Origin of the sequence: Mycobacterium gordonae (assembly GCF_002101675.1) — a bacterium.
Classification (GTDB): Bacteria; Actinomycetota; Actinomycetes; order Mycobacteriales; family Mycobacteriaceae; genus Mycobacterium; species Mycobacterium gordonae.
Map to the genome: position 1 here is coordinate 1 of NZ_LQOY01000254.1, position 15,035 is coordinate 15,035.

Here is a 15,035-nt window from a genome sequence, read left to right on the forward strand (position 1 = left end):
CGTTGGCGCCGTTGCCGCCGGTGCCGCCGTTGCCGCCGGCGCCGCCCTGGCCACCCGCACCCCCATTAGGCCCGCCCATGCCCCCGGCACCACCAGCACCGCCAGCACCGATCAGTCCCGCGTCCCCACCGGCACCACCGGGCTGTGCCGCTGCCCCAGAACCGCCATTACCGCCGTTGCCGAACAACAACCCACCCGGCCCGCCGGCCTGCCCGGTGCCTGGGGCGCCGTCGGTGCCGTTACCGATCAGCGGACGCCCCAAGAGCGCCTGGGTCGGCAAATTAATCAGGTCGAGCACCGGCTGCAACGGACCGACGTTGAGGGCCTCGGCGGTGGCATAGGACGCCGCACCGGCAGACAACGTGTGGACAAACTGCTCATGCAGCACCGCGGCCTGACCGGCGAACTCCTGATAACCCACCGCATGTCCGGAAAACAGCGCCGCAATCGCGTGGGATACCTCGTCGGCGGCCGCGCTGACCAGTCCTGTCGTCGACTGTGCTGCAGCCGCATTCGCCGCGGAGATGGTCGAACCGATACCCGCCACGTCCGAAGCCGCAGCCGCAACCATCTCTGGTGAAACCACCATGAACGTCATAAGCGACCTCGCCGTACCTCAGGACAACCCGGAATTACCACCAGTTACGAGCAGCGCAGTCAAACACGGTAGCCCACGGTTGGCGCACCGTTTACGTTTTCCGCCCGAATGGCGTGAATGTATGTGCATGTCGCCGGACAACCCGGCGGCGCAGCAAAAATGAATTCATTTTCACCCTCAAAAATTTTGCGCCAAATGTGCGGAACCTCCCGTCAAACCGCACCAGGGCCGCTACGGTAGGGCCGTTATGCGCCGGCGTTGATGAGAAACTGACCGCCACCCCGGTGGGGGTCACCCCGCGAAGGACAGCGTATGGATTTTGCGGTACTGGCACCCGAGATCAACTCTGCGCGGATGTTCCTTGGCGCGGGGTCAGGATCGATACTTGCCTCCGCGGCGGCCTGGGATGGATTGGCCACCGAATTGGTGTCGGCGGCAGACTCCTTCGACTCGGTGACCTTCGGGCTGCTGGATTCCGCTTGGCAGAGCTCGGCGGCGGTGGCCATGGCAGGCTCCGCCGGACTTTATCTGGGCTGGTTGAGATCGGCGGCGGCGCAGGCGGGCGAGGCCGCGGGTAACGCCCGGGTAGTGGCGGCGGCCTTCGAGGCAGCGCAGGCCGCGACGGTGCATCCGGTGGTCGTGGCTGCCAACCGCGCTCAGCTGGTGTCGCTGGTGAGGGCGAATCTGCTCGGCCTCAACGCGCCGGCGATCGCGGCGATCGAGGCGCAGTACGAGGGCATGTGGGCGCAAGATGTCGCCGCGATGTTCGGCTACTATTCCGGGGCTTCCGCCGTCGCCGCGGCTTTGACCCCGTTCAGCCTGCCGCTGCCCAATCTGGCGGAGGTGGCGGGCCGCGTGGCGAGCGCCTCGAGCGCCCTTGTCGTGGCGGCCAATGCCGCGGGTGCTCAGCTCGCGGGCGCGTTGGGGGCCGGCGGGGGTGCAGCCAGTGCCGCCGCTGATGCTGCCTCCGTTATTCCGTTCACGATCAACGTCGGGCTGGCCAATCTCGGCGTCGGCAATCTCGGCAACGCGAGCCTCGGCAATTACAACGTGGGCGGCGCGAACATCGGCTCCGGAAACATCGGGTCGGCCAATATCGGTTTCGGAAACATCGGCTTTGGAAACAGTGGTCCGTCGCTGACGGCGGCCATCCACAACATCGGCTTCGGCAACACCGGCAGCGACAACATCGGCCTGGGAAACACCGGCAACGGCAACATCGGCTTCGCCAACACCGGCAACGGCAACTTCGGTATCGGGCTGACCGGTGACAACATGAGCGGGTTCGGCGGGCTGAACTCTGGCACGGGCAACAGCGGCTTGTTCAACTCGGGGACCAACAACACCGGCTTCTTCAACTCGGGGACCGGAAACTTCGGCCTCGGCAACTCCGGCCTGTTCAACACCGGTTTCGGGAACTCCGGGGCCGCCAACACCGGCCTGTTCAACCCGGGCGTAGCCAACACGGGCATCGGTAACACGGGCAACTACAACACCGGCAACTTCAACTCGGGCAGCGGCAACACGGGCGGCTTCAACACCGGCAGCTACAACACCGGCTGGCTCAACTCCGGGAATTACAACACCGGCCTGGCAAATGCCGGCAACGTCAATACCGGCGCGTTCATCACGGGTGACTACAACAACGGCCTGTTCTGGCGGGGTGACTACCAGGGCCTGATCGGCGGGTCCCCGGGCATCGGGAACTCCAGCACCGTCCCGTCTTCAGGGTTCTTCAACAGTGGCGCCGGCAGCGCTTCGGGCTTTTTGAACTCCGGAGGCAACGTTTCGGGCATCTTCAACTCAGCGACGGGAACCCTGGGCCTCTCGGGTCTGATCAACACCGGTGTGGCGGCCTCCGGCCTGTTCAACACCGGCAACACCATGTCGGGCTTTATCAACAGTGCCTATCCCGAAAACCTCACGACACCCAACTATGTGTCCGGCTTGTACAACACCGGCCCGAACGTGGCGGGCCTGTTCGGCGGCACCTCCGACCCCACCAGCAACACCGGTCCGGCCAACGTCGGGGCCAAGAACACCGGCGCCGCCAACGTCGGCGACAACAACATCGGCATCGGCAACGTCGGCAACGGAAACATCGGAGGCGGAAACTCCGGCCTGGACAACATCGGTTTCGGCAACTCGGGCACGTCGAATACCGGCATCGGCAACGTCGGCAGCCAGAACTTCGGCAACGGAAACCTGGGCAACTTCAACAGGGGTTTGGGAAACCTCGGCGACTACAACACCGGCCTGGGGAACCTCGGCAATTTCAACACGGGGTTCGGCAATAACGGTGTCAGCAACATCGGGTTTGGAAACACGGGCAGCGGAAACATCGGAATCGGGCTGAGCGGAACCGGCCTGGTTGGCTTCGGGGCCCTGAACACGGGCAGCGGAAACCTCGGCCTGTTCAACTCCGGCACCAACAACATCGGTCTGTTCAACTCGGGCACCGGAAACGTCGGGATCGGAAACGCGGGCACCGGCAACTGGGGCGTCGGCAACCCCGGCATCTTGAACACCGGCTGGGGCAACGCCGGCAGCTACAACACGGGCTGGTTCAACACCGGTATCACCAACACCGGAATCGCCAACGTCGGTAACTACAACACCGGTTTCGTCAACGTCGGCAACATCAACACCGGCGCCTTCAATCCCGGCGACTACAACACCGGTGGCCTCAACCCCGGCGGCACCAACACGGGCTTCCTCAACACCGGCAATTACAACAACAGCATTCTCGCCTCAGGCGATAACTCGGGCCAGATTGCCATCGACCTCAAGGTCACTATCCCCAGCGTCACTTTCGACCAATCAATGGTCATCCCCGTCAACGAAGTGATGCAATTCGGTGGAAACGTATTCGTGATCCCGGGCAGCACACAAACGTTCTCAACCTTCCTGTCGCCGCCGCCCGACCCGATCACGCTGACCCTGGGACCCGTCAACATATCGAGTACCTCGCTAAATCTCCCCCTGCTCACACTCACTATTGGGGGACCGAACAGCAGCGTGGGAATCGGCATCACCGGCGCCTTCGAGGGTGGCACTATTCAGCTGCTCAAGGTCAACCCCACGCCGGGATTCGGCAACGCGACCACCCTGCCTTCGTCGGGTTTCTTCAACGCCGGCACCGGCCGCGCGTCCGGTTTCTTCAACCTCGGCAGCAACTTGTCCGGCATCCAGAACGTCGGTGTGCTGTCATCCGGCCTGGCGAACTTCGGCAACACCGTCTCGGGCATCTACAACACCAGCACGGTCGACCTCGCGACGGCGGCCCACATCTCCGGTCTGGCGAACGCCGGCAGCAACTTGGCCGGCGTCGTCCGCGACAGCGCCAACGGGCTGGTCATCAACCTGGGTCTGGGAAATATCGGCGAGCTGAACCTGGGCAGTGGGAACTTCGGCAGCGGAAACCTCGGCAGCGGCAACATCGGCGGCGGAAATACCGGCTTCGGCAACATCGGCAGCACGAACTTCGGCAGCGGCAACATCGGCTTCGGCAACATCGGATTCGGCAACAGCGGCCCCTCGTTGACAGCGGGCATCCACAACATCGGATTCGGCAACACCGGCAACGACAACTTCGGCTTCGGCAACACCGGTAACGGCAATATCGGCTTCGGCAACACCGGTAACGGCAATATCGGCATCGGCCTCAACGGCGATCGCCTGCTCGCATTCGGGGACTGGAACACGGGCAGCGGCAACATCGGCTTGTTCAACTCGGGCACCAACAACGTCGGTTTCTTCAACTCGGGCACCGGCAACTTCGGGATCGGCAACTCCGGCAACTACAACACCGGGCTCGGCAACACCGGCAGCACCAACACCGGCCTGTTCAACACCGGCTTGGTCAACACCGGGCTGGCCAACGGAGGCTCCTACAACACCGGAGCCTTCAACATCGGCAGCACCAACACCGGCCTCAGCAACCCGGGCAGCTACAACACCGGATTCTTCAACGCCGGAAACTACAACACCGGCTTGGTGAATTCGGGCAACTACGACACCGGCGCCTTCATCTCCGGCAACATGAACAACGGCTTGTTCTGGCGAGGCAACGAACAAGGCCTGATGGGCGGCAACTACACCATTCACATTCCAGAAATGCCTGGGCACCTCACCGTGAATGTCCCCATCAACATTCCCATCACGGCGACTATCACCAGTGGTACGTTCAACGGAATTTCGATTGCCAGCATCCCGTTTGACATCACCTATGGATTGTTCTCGGGAATCACTCTGGTTTCCGGGACTATCAATTCCCTCACCATCCCGCAGGTCACCTTCAGCTTGTCCCTTTTGAATGTCAGCATCGGCAATCCGAACGGTACTTCAGCCCTTTACGTGCCGGCTACCTTCAGCGTGGGCCCCGCCGACTGGACCGTTTTCAACATGCCGGCTACTCCGGGCTTCTTCAACTCCAGCACCGGCCCCTCCTCGGGATTCTTCAACGGCGGTATCGGCAGCAATTCGGGCTTCGCCAATTTCGGCGTCAACAACTCCGGTTTCCAGAACATCTCCGCCGGGATTTTCGGAAATTCGGGTTTGATGAACTATGGCGGCCTGCAGTCGGGCATCGAAAACTTCGGCAACACCGTATCGGGTGCGTTCAACACAAGCTCGCTGAACTTGGCGACCGCGGCCCGCATCTCCGGCATCTCGAACGCCGGCAGCAACCTGGCCGGGTTCTTCCGCAACGTCTACGACGGGACCATCGCCGGCAGCACCAACTTCAACCTGGGCTTCGGAAACGAAGGCGGGCTCAACTTCGGCTTGGGAAACGTCGGCGACTACAACTTCGGCCTCGGCAACCTCGGCGACAACAACTTCGGGCTCGGCAACGTCGGCAGCCAGAACTTCGGCGGCGGGAACATCGGCAGCTTCAACATCGGGTTCGGCAACAGCGGGCCGGGATTGACCGCGGCCCTGAACAACATCGGGTTCGGCAACACCGGCAGCAACAACTTCGGCTTCGGCAACTTCGGTGACGGCAATATCGGCTTCGGCAACACCGGTAGCGGCAACATCGGCATCGGGCTTACCGGCAACAACCAGCAGGGCTTCGGCGCCCTGAACTCGGGCAGCGGCAACGTCGGCCTGTTCAACTCGGGCACTGACAACGTCGGCTTCTTCAACTCCGGCACCGGCAACTGGGGCATCGGCAACTCCGGCAACTACAACACCGGCATCGGCAACACCGGCAGCACCAACACCGGCTTCTTCAACACCGGGCTGGTCAACACCGGGATCGCCAACGCGGGCAACACCAACACCGGCAGCGCCAACATCGGCAACACCAACACCGGCAGCTTCAACCCGGGCCACTACAACACCGGCTGGTTCAACACCGGCGACTACAACACCGGCCTGGCCAACTCGGGCGACGTCAACACCGGCGCCTTCAACACCGGCAGCTACAACAACGGCATCGGCTGGCGGGCCGACTATCAAGGCCTCATCAACTTCGACGCGAAGACGGTCATCCCCGACACCGCTATCCCGGTGAATTTGGATGTACCGATTTACCTGTCCGTACCGATCGGCGCCGTACTTCCCACCATCACCATCTCGAGCTTCGTCATTCCGCCCTTGACCGTTGACGCCTCCACCATCCTGGGCGACGCGAACCTCGGCCTGAGCTCAATCACTATCCCGAACTTGACGATCGGCTTGCCCTTCATCGGCATCAACATCGGCACCCCCGTGGGGGGGACCGGACCGTTGATCCATATCACTGGCAATGGCGGGCTGCTGCCTATCACATTCGCGGGCGTCAGCATCAAGCCGGCTCCGGGCTTCGGAAACTCGACCACGAGTCCGTCGTCGGGCTTCTTCAACGCCGGGAGTGGCCGCTCTTCCGGCTTCATGAACTTCGGTGGCAACGCGTCGGGCTTCTTCAACCTCGCGTCCGGCATGTCGGGAATTTCCGGCTACAAAGACGTCGGAGATCTGATATCGGGCATCTCGAACCTGGGCAACACCGTCTCGGGTCTGTTCAACACCAGCGCGGCCGTCAACATACTCACCACACCCGCCAACCTCTCCGGGATCAGCAACGTCGGCACCAACCTCGCCGGCATCCTGCGCAGCAGCGCTGATGGATCGCTGTTCAATTTGGGCCTCGCCGATCTCGGCCAGTCGAACGTGGGCAGCGGAAACATCGGCGATTTCAACCTGGGCAACGGCAACATCGGCGATTCCAACATCGGCAGCGGCAATGTCGGCAGCCAGAACTTCGGCAGCGGGAACGTCGGCAGCTTCAACATCGGGTTCGGCAACAGCGGGCCGGGGCTGACCGCGGCCCTGAACAACATCGGCTTCGGCAACATCGGCAGCAACAACTTCGGCTTCGGCAACTTCGGTGACGGCAATATCGGCTTCGGCAACACCGGTAGCGGCAACATCGGTATCGGGCTCACCGGCAACAACCAGCAGGGCTTCGGCAACTGGAACTCGGGCAGCGGCAACATCGGCCTGTTCAACTCGGGCTCCGACAACGTCGGGTTCTTCAACTCGGGCAGCGGAAACTTCGGCATCGGCAACTCCGGCAACTTCAACACCGGTTTCGGCAATGCCGGCGATTCCAACACCGGCTTCTTCAACACGGGCAGCGTCAATACCGGGATCGCCAACGCGGGCAGCTACAACACCGGCAACTACAACGTCGGCAGCACCAACACCGGCAGCTACAACCTTGGCAGCTACAACACCGGCGCCTTCAACACCGGCAACACCAATACCGGCGTGGGCAACTCGGGCAACGTCAACACCGGTGGCTTCAACACCGGCAGCTACAACAACGGGTTCATCTGGCGGGATGATTACCAGGGCCTGGTCGGCTTCGACTACACCATCACCATCCCGGAATTCCCCGTCGCCAACCTCGACGTCAACATTCCGCTCAATATTCCGCTCAACATCAACCTCGGGACCCTGCGGGTTTACGGCTTCACTCTGGCGCCGATCAACCTCACTTTCGACGGGCCCCTGTGGTCAAACGTGAACGCCACCGTCAGCTCGATTCAAATTCCGTCGATCACCGGCACCCTGCCCACGATCACCGGAAATATCGGGAACCCGGACGGCTCAACGGCGATCAACATCGCTATTCGCAGCAGCGCAGGCCCCATCCGCGTCCCGCTCGTTCACATCCCGGCGGCCCCTGGCTTCGGAAATTCGACCACCACCCCCTCGTCCGGCTTCTTCAACAGCGGCGCAGGTGGCGTATCGGGCTTCGGGAACCTCGGTGCCGCTACATCCGGCCTGTTCAACTGGCAAGCCCTGGGAAGCTCGGGCGTCAACAATGTCGGCACCCTGGTGTCGGGCTTCTCCAACTTGGGCAACACCGTCTCGGGTCTGTTCAACACCAGCGCCGCCGCCAATGTGTTCACAACACCAGCCAACCTGTCGGGGCTTTACAGCCACGGCACCGACCTCGCGGGCTTGTTCCGCGATGGCCCGACCGGGTCGACCTGGAACTTCGGCCTGGGCGACGTCGGGCAGTTCAGCCTGGGCAACGGAAACATCGGCGAGTTCAACCTCGGCAACGGGAACATCGGCGGCTACAACATCGGCAGCGGCAACGTCGGCAGCCAGAACTTCGGCAGCGGGAACATCGGCAGCTTCAACATCGGGTTCGGCAACAGCGGGCCGGGGCTGACCGCGGCCCTGAACAACATCGGGATCGGCAACACCGGCAGCAACAACTTCGGCTTCGGCAACTTCGGTGACGGCAATATCGGCTTCGGCAACACCGGTAGCGGCAACATCGGCATCGGGCTCACCGGCAACAACCAGCAGGGCTTCGGCGCCTTGAATTCGGGCAGCGGCAATGTCGGCCTGTTCAACTCGGGCACCAACAACGTCGGGTTCTTCAACTCGGGCAACGGGAACTTCGGCATCGGCAACTCCGGCAGCTTCAACACCGGCATCGGGAACACCGGCAGCGCCAACACCGGCTTCTTCAACACCGGGCTGGTCAACACCGGGATCGCCAACGCGGGCAGCTACAACACCGGCAGTTACAACATCGGCGACACCAACACCGGCGGCTTCAACCCGGGCAGCTACAACACGGGCTGGTTCAACACCGGCGACTACAACACCGGGCTGGGCAATTCGGGCGACGTCAACACCGGCTTCTTCAACTTCGGCAACTACAACAACGGCCTGTTGTGGCGGGGCGACTACCGAGGCGTTCTCACCGGCGGCTACTCCATCACGGTCGACGAAATTCCGATCAACTTCGACGTTCGTGCACCGATAAATGTGCCGGTTACCGCCACCATCACCAGCGTGTATCTGTCGGCGATCAACATTCCGCAGGTCTACATCAGTGGCACCGCAGAGGTCTTCGGCTTCATCGACGCTGCCAACTTCAACGTCACTATCGGCCCCATCACCGTCCATGGCGGCCCCGCCAACGCCCCGGTGACGACGCCCATCGCGATCGACTTCGGCAGCCAACCCCCGGTCAACACGATCTCGTTCAACATCGGTGCGCTTGATGGCTCGACCGTCCTGGCCGTCGTGGGCAATGCGGGTGTGGGTCCCATCAGACTTCCGATCATCGACATTCCGGCATCACCGGGGTTCTTCAACTTCACGACGACCCCGTCGTCGGGCTTCTTCAACTCCGGCACCGGCGGCATATCGGGCTTCTTCAACTCCGGTGCCCTCAGCTCGGGCTTCGCCAACTACGCGACCGGGATCTTCGGAAACTCGGGCATCCAAAACTACGGTTCGCTGCAATCCGGCATTGCCAACCTCGGCAACAGCATCTCGGGTGCGTTCAACACCGGACTGGGCCCCATGAACGTGCCGGCCTATGTTTCGGGCTTCAGCAACGTCGGCACCGACTTGGCCGGGTTGTTCCAGAACGCCGCCACCGGAAAGACCAGCTTCAGCCTCGGCCTGGGCAATCTCGGTTCGCTGAACATCGGCAACGCGAACATCGGCGACTCCAACTTCGGTAACGGCAACGTCGGTAACGGCAACTTCGGTAACGGCAACATCGGCGGCGGCAACTTCGGCGGGGGCAACTTCGGCAGTGGCAACGTCGGCTTCGGCAACATCGGCAGCGGCAACTTCGGCTTCGGCAACAGCGGGCCAGGGTTGACCGCGGCGCTGAACAACTTCGGGTTCGGCAACACCGGAAGCAACAACATCGGCTTCGGCAACTTCGGTGACGGCAACATCGGCTTCGGTAACACCGGAAGCGGCAACATCGGTATCGGGCTCACCGGCAATAACCAGTCCGGCTTCGGTGGATTGAACTCGGGCAGCGGCAACATCGGTCTGTTCAACTCGGGCACCAACAACGTCGGGTTCTTCAACTCCGGCAACGGCAACTGGGGCATCGGCAACTCCGGCAGCTTCAACACCGGCATCGGCAACACCGGCAGCACCAACACGGGCTTTTTCAACAGCGGGCTGGTCAACACCGGCATCGGCAACGCGGGCGACTACAACACCGGCTTCTACAACGCCGGCGACACCAACACGGGCAGCTTCAACCCGGGCAGTTACAACACCGGCGGATTCAACGCCGGCGACTACAACACCGGCTGGCTCAACACCGGCAACTCCAACACCGGCATCGCCAACTCCGGCAATGTCGACACCGGCGCATTCATCTCGGGCAGCTACAGCAACGGCTTCCTTTGGAGGGGCGATTACCAAGGCCTCTTCGGCTTCAATTACACCTACACCCTGCCGGCAATTCCTTACCACTACGAGGTGCCGCTCAACATCCAGGTACCGATCACGGGCGTCATCGATTCCGTTACGGCGGGGGCGTTCACGTACTTCATTCCGATACATATCCAGGCCAGCACCGTCCTCGGGATCCGAATCACGGACTCCGACAGCAACATCGGGCCCGTCACCTTCAACCTGAACACCCTGCAACCGCAGACCCCGATCGATACCGTGATCAACTACGTCGACAACCTCGCTGGCAACGGTCTGCTGGGCCCCTTCAGCTTCAGCTTCGGCTATCAGTCCGGTCCGGGCTTCTTCAACACGGGTCCCACCCCGTCGTCGGGCTTCTTCAACTCCGGCAGTGGCGCGTCCGGGTTCTTCAACACCGCCGGCGGCGCCGTGTCTGGCTTGGCGAACCGCTTCGCCCAGACGTCGGGCCTGTTCAACGCCGGTGGCATCGACGTATCGGGCATCCAGAACTTCGGCACCTTCGAGTCGGGCTGGGCAAACCTCGGCAACACTGTGTCCGGCCTGTTCAACACCAGTTCCCTCAACCTGGCCACGCAGGGCTTCGTGTCCGGCATCGGCAACTTCGGCGCGCAACTGTCCGGCTTGTTCAATAACTTTGTCGGGCCTTAGCACCGCGCGCCCGCGCAGCCCTCACTCGCGGCGGTGTGTCTGCAATCAGTTGCTCATCCAACGGCAGCACGAGCCGGCGCAGCTTCCGGCACGCGTGCGGACAATCAGCATTGCCATCTCATTGTTAGACCTTGTTAGACCCAAGCGGCCATACCTCAGGCGAAAACCACAGATCCAATCCCGCCGGCGAGACTTTCGTCCGGCGGGCGCCGTCACGCATTTGTCGCAATGTGTCCGGCCCTGTTGACCTGCAGGCAATTGGCCGGTAAAGCTCTTTCGAGGAATTGCGTCGAATGGGTTGCTGGAGGTGCGGAATGGCGTTTGTCACTGCAGTACCGGAGATGGTGGTCACGGCGGCTTCGGATTTGGTACTGATCGGCTCGTCGGTGACGAAAGCCAATGCGGCAGCAGCTAATTCGACGACGAGGGTGCTGGCGGCGGGTGCCGATGAGGTGTCGGCGGGAATTGCGGCGCTGTTAGGCGAACACGGGCAGACCTATCAGGCGATCAGCGCGGAAATTGCGACGTTCCAGCAGCGGTTCGTGCAAACCCTCAATTCGGGGGCCGGCGCATATGCGGCCGCGGAGGCCGCCAGTGCCGTGTCGTTGCAGAGCATCGAGCAGAACATCCTGGATGTGATCAATGCGCCCTTCAACGCCTTGTTGGGGCGGCCGCTGATCGGCAAGGGCCGAAACGGAGCCGCAGGCACCGGTCAGGCCGGCGGGCCCGGCGGACTCCTGTGGGGCGATGGAGGCGACGGCGGTTCGGGGGCAGCCGGGCAAACCGGGGGCGCCGGGGGCGCGGCGGGCTTGTTCGGTCGTGGCGGCACGGGTGGCGCGGGCGGAGTCGGGGCTACCGGCACCACGACCAGCGTTGCGGGTCAACAGGGCGGTCCCGGCGGCACCGGGGCGGCGGGCGGTGTCGGCGGCCACGGCGGGCTGTTCTTCGGCAATGGTGGCACCGGCGGTGCCGGTGGGGTCGGCGGCACCGGCGGGGTCGGCGGCCCGGCCGACGCCGCGGGAAACTTCGGTACCGGCGGTCCCGGGGGGAACGGGGGCCTCGGCGGCGCCGGTGGCGCGCCCGGATTACTTGGGAGCCCCGGTCACGCTGGCCTCAACGGAGCCCAAGGGCTCCCCGGCGGATTTCGCGTCGGCCCATTCGTCAATAACACGGGTTTGAGCAACAGCGAGATCTACCTGACTTTGCTCGGCCAGACGACACCCGGCCAGTGGTCGTGGATCGACCAGAACGGCGTAGCCCACCACATCGACTCCAGCGCCGCTAACGCCCCTGGTCACCTGACGTACAACGGGGTGAACTACGCCAATATGTCGTTCACCCTCGATCAGACGGGCAGCCTCTCGATACCGTCGGAGTTTCAGGGCGGCCGGATCTTCATGTCGATGAAGAACCCGCTCTATATCGGCATAGCCGCCGACAATTCGGGCTGGGCCGGCCTTGATCCCGCCAATCCCTCCGATCCGAACTACAACACGGTCTACGACTGGTACGAGATGACCTACAAGAACGGCGCAGTCGCCTTCGGGGGTAACACCACGCAGGTGGATCAATTCGGGTTGCCGTTCTCGTTCACGCTCGGGCAGACCTCCACCGGGTTTGACGGGACCCGAGGCATCACACTGTCGCGAGACCAAGTGTTCCAGCAGTACGTGGCCTCGGTCCCGGCCGAGTTCCAGGCCTTGGTTCTCAACGACGGCACCGGCGACCCGCTGCGAATCTTGGCGCCGCGCAGCGCGACGCCCGGCGGTCTGGCCACCTGGCTCGACCAACCAATCAACGACTTCTGGTCGAATTATCAAGCCAACCAGTTCAATTACGACGGCCCCGGCTACACGGTGACTGGGAACGTCGACGGCAGCGGCCTGTTCCACTACAGCGTTACCCCCGACGGGGGAACCGCCTCGATGTACACCATGGCAAAGCCCACGACAGCACAAGTTTTCGCCGCCAACGGCCCGTTCGTCGGTACCCACGAACAGGGGGCGTTCCTCGCCGAACTCAACGCGGCGTTCAACCGCGGTGTGGCGATATCGCCGGATCAGTGGGCCAATGTCGCCGGCTACTATCCGACCGGAGGGCGCTGGAATAACTGGGCACAGTTCTTCCACGCCAACAGCATTGCCAACCTCGCCTACGGCTTCCCATTCGACGACGTGAACAACCAGAGCTCGGTGCTGATCCTGCCCAACCCTCAGCCGCCGACTCAGCTGTCATTCGTCCTCAACTAAGCTGCCGCATGACGGCGCATGACGGCGCCGTCGAGGTTGCTGCCGCACCGTTTCCCGATCATTCCAGGATCACGGCCATCGTCTGGCGGACAACAGTTCTGGGCCGTGGGAGTCACTTGCCCGCCACGAGTTTGAGGCATCTGCCCCATGATCCAACACGCGTTCCCGGCGAACAATTGGCTCATGAAACGTTCTCTGACAATCGGCGCCCCCCGGGATCTCAGGTCCCTGGTCGCGTCTTGTTGCTTCACAAGTCGGGCCGCGGAACCCTCGGTGCGACGGCCGACCTCAGCCTTGCCCCTCATCGGTGGCCAGCGGGGCGAACTTGCGGCGCGTTGTGGCCGGCTCACTGGTAGCCACACCTCCGGGTGGTCAGCTCGCCGGGAACGGGGCCCCATTGCACACAACCACATTGACGACGGCTGCATTAGTCAAATCTGACTAGCGTCGGCTACTCGCAAGATGCCTAGTTGTGGTCATGACGGGTCAGTAGCACTCCCCATAGCCTCTATGCATGGTGACCGGCATCGCGAGGCAGGGGCCGAGCATCAGCCGCTTCATCGCGGCCGATGAACTGCGCAGGCGGCGGGGCGCAGGTGAAGTCCGCGCCGCCGGCGCTCAAATATCCACGGAAAAAGAGGATTACGACAACGCGCGGCGGATCCGCGTGAACCGACCGGGTCGACGGCGCTAGCGGCGCCTAGCGGCTCAACACCGAATCTTCCAAAGCTCACCAGTCCGACAGCGGTCTGGCGATCAAACCACTCGTCACGACCTTTCGGTCATGACTCGTAGAAAGGTGCCGAAATGTCCTATGTCATCGTGCTGCCGGAGATAATCGAAACGGCAGCAACAGATTTGGCCGGAATCGGCTCCGCGCTGCATTCGGCCAACGCCACGGCGGCGGCCCGTACCACGGGTCTGCTGGCCGCCGCCCAGGACGAGGTTTCGGTCGCCATCGCGGAACTGTTCGGGACTTTCGGCCAGGAATACCAGAGCGCGAGTGCGCAAGTGGCGGCTTTTCATCAGCAGTTCGTGCAGACCCTAACCGGGAGTGCGGGCTCGTATGCGACGGCCGAATCCGCTGCGGCGCAACCCTTGCAAAGCCTGCTCGACGTCGTCAACGCGCAATTCGTGGCACAGACCGGGCGCCCGCTGATCGGCAACGGAGCCAACGGCGCTCCGGGGACGGGCCAGAACGGTGGTGCCGGCGGATGGTTGATCGGCAACGGCGGGGCCGGCGGGTCGGGGACTTCCACCGCGGGCGCAGACGGCGGCAAGGGCGGTGCCGGCGGCGCCGCGGGGCTGTTCGGTAGCGGCGGGGCCGGCGGGGCCGGCGGCACCGCCACCACGGCGGGCAAGGCCGGTGGAGCCGCCGGGGCCGGTGGCAACGCCATGCTGGTCGGATCAGGTGGCGCCGGTGGGGTCGGGGGTTCCTCTACCGACGCCGGAGGCGCGGCCGGTGGAGCTGGCGGGCGCGGCGGTAACGCCGGTCTGCTCTTCGGAGCGGCGGGGACCGGCGGCGCCGGCGGATTCACCTTCGGTACCGCCCCGGGCGGGGCAGGCGGGGCCGGCGGCACAGGCGGGCTGTTCACCGACGGCGGGGTCGGTGGGGCCGGTGGTGCCGGCGCCTCGGGCGGGGCCGGCGGCGCCGGCGGTGACGGGGGCACGTTCGGCGCCGGCGGCACGGGCGGGGCCGGTGGAAGCGGCACGTCCACCACCGCCGGTACCACTGGTGGAGCGGGCGGCGCCGGTGGTGCCGGCGGGATGTTCGGGGCCGGCGGCACCGGCGGCAGTGGGGGTGCGAGCCTGGGCGGCGCCGGTGGTGCCGGCAA

The 15,035-nt window shown here is 63.6% G+C and carries 5 protein-coding genes; 4 read left to right on the top strand and 1 reads right to left on the bottom strand.

Features of this window, described 5'->3' with window-relative positions; translation table 11 throughout:
- A partial coding sequence (locus tag AWC08_RS33705; protein ID WP_085088793.1) for a PE family protein occupies positions 1-598 on the bottom strand: 598 nt, incomplete at its 3' end.
- Positions 599-910: 312 nt separating this feature from the next.
- On the opposite strand from AWC08_RS33705, the gene AWC08_RS33710 reads away from it, so the two are divergent.
- From AWC08_RS33710 to AWC08_RS33720, 4 genes are all read left to right on the top strand, one after another.
- Positions 911-10,951 carry a PPE domain-containing protein gene (locus tag AWC08_RS33710; RefSeq protein ID WP_085088796.1) on the top strand — a complete coding sequence of 3,347 codons (10,041 nt, stop codon included), beginning with the start codon at positions 911-913 and terminating at the stop codon, positions 10,949-10,951.
- A gap of 314 nt (positions 10,952-11,265) precedes the next feature.
- Positions 11,266-13,200: a glycoside hydrolase family 64 protein gene (locus tag AWC08_RS33715; RefSeq protein WP_069434969.1), complete on the top strand. Its 1,935-nt coding sequence runs from the start codon at positions 11,266-11,268 to the stop codon at positions 13,198-13,200.
- A 514-nt stretch (positions 13,201-13,714) separates the two neighbouring features.
- Positions 13,715-13,894 carry a hypothetical protein gene (locus tag AWC08_RS36105; RefSeq protein ID WP_142283964.1) on the top strand — a complete coding sequence of 60 codons (180 nt, stop codon included), beginning with the start codon at positions 13,715-13,717 and terminating at the stop codon, positions 13,892-13,894.
- 113 nt (positions 13,895-14,007) lie between these two features.
- A partial coding sequence (locus AWC08_RS33720; protein WP_142283965.1) for a PE family protein occupies positions 14,008-15,035 on the top strand: 1,028 nt, incomplete at its 3' end.

What these genes read in the sequence shown, in the direction of transcription:
- AWC08_RS33710 (WP_085088796.1), top strand. Translation starts at nt 911, where the DNA reads ATGGATTTTGCGGTACTGGCACCCGAGATCAACTCTGCGCGGATGTTC.
- AWC08_RS33715 (WP_069434969.1), top strand. Translation starts at nt 11,266, where the DNA reads ATGGCGTTTGTCACTGCAGTACCGGAGATGGTGGTCACGGCGGCTTCG.
- AWC08_RS36105 (WP_142283964.1), top strand. Translation starts at nt 13,715, where the DNA reads ATGGTGACCGGCATCGCGAGGCAGGGGCCGAGCATCAGCCGCTTCATC.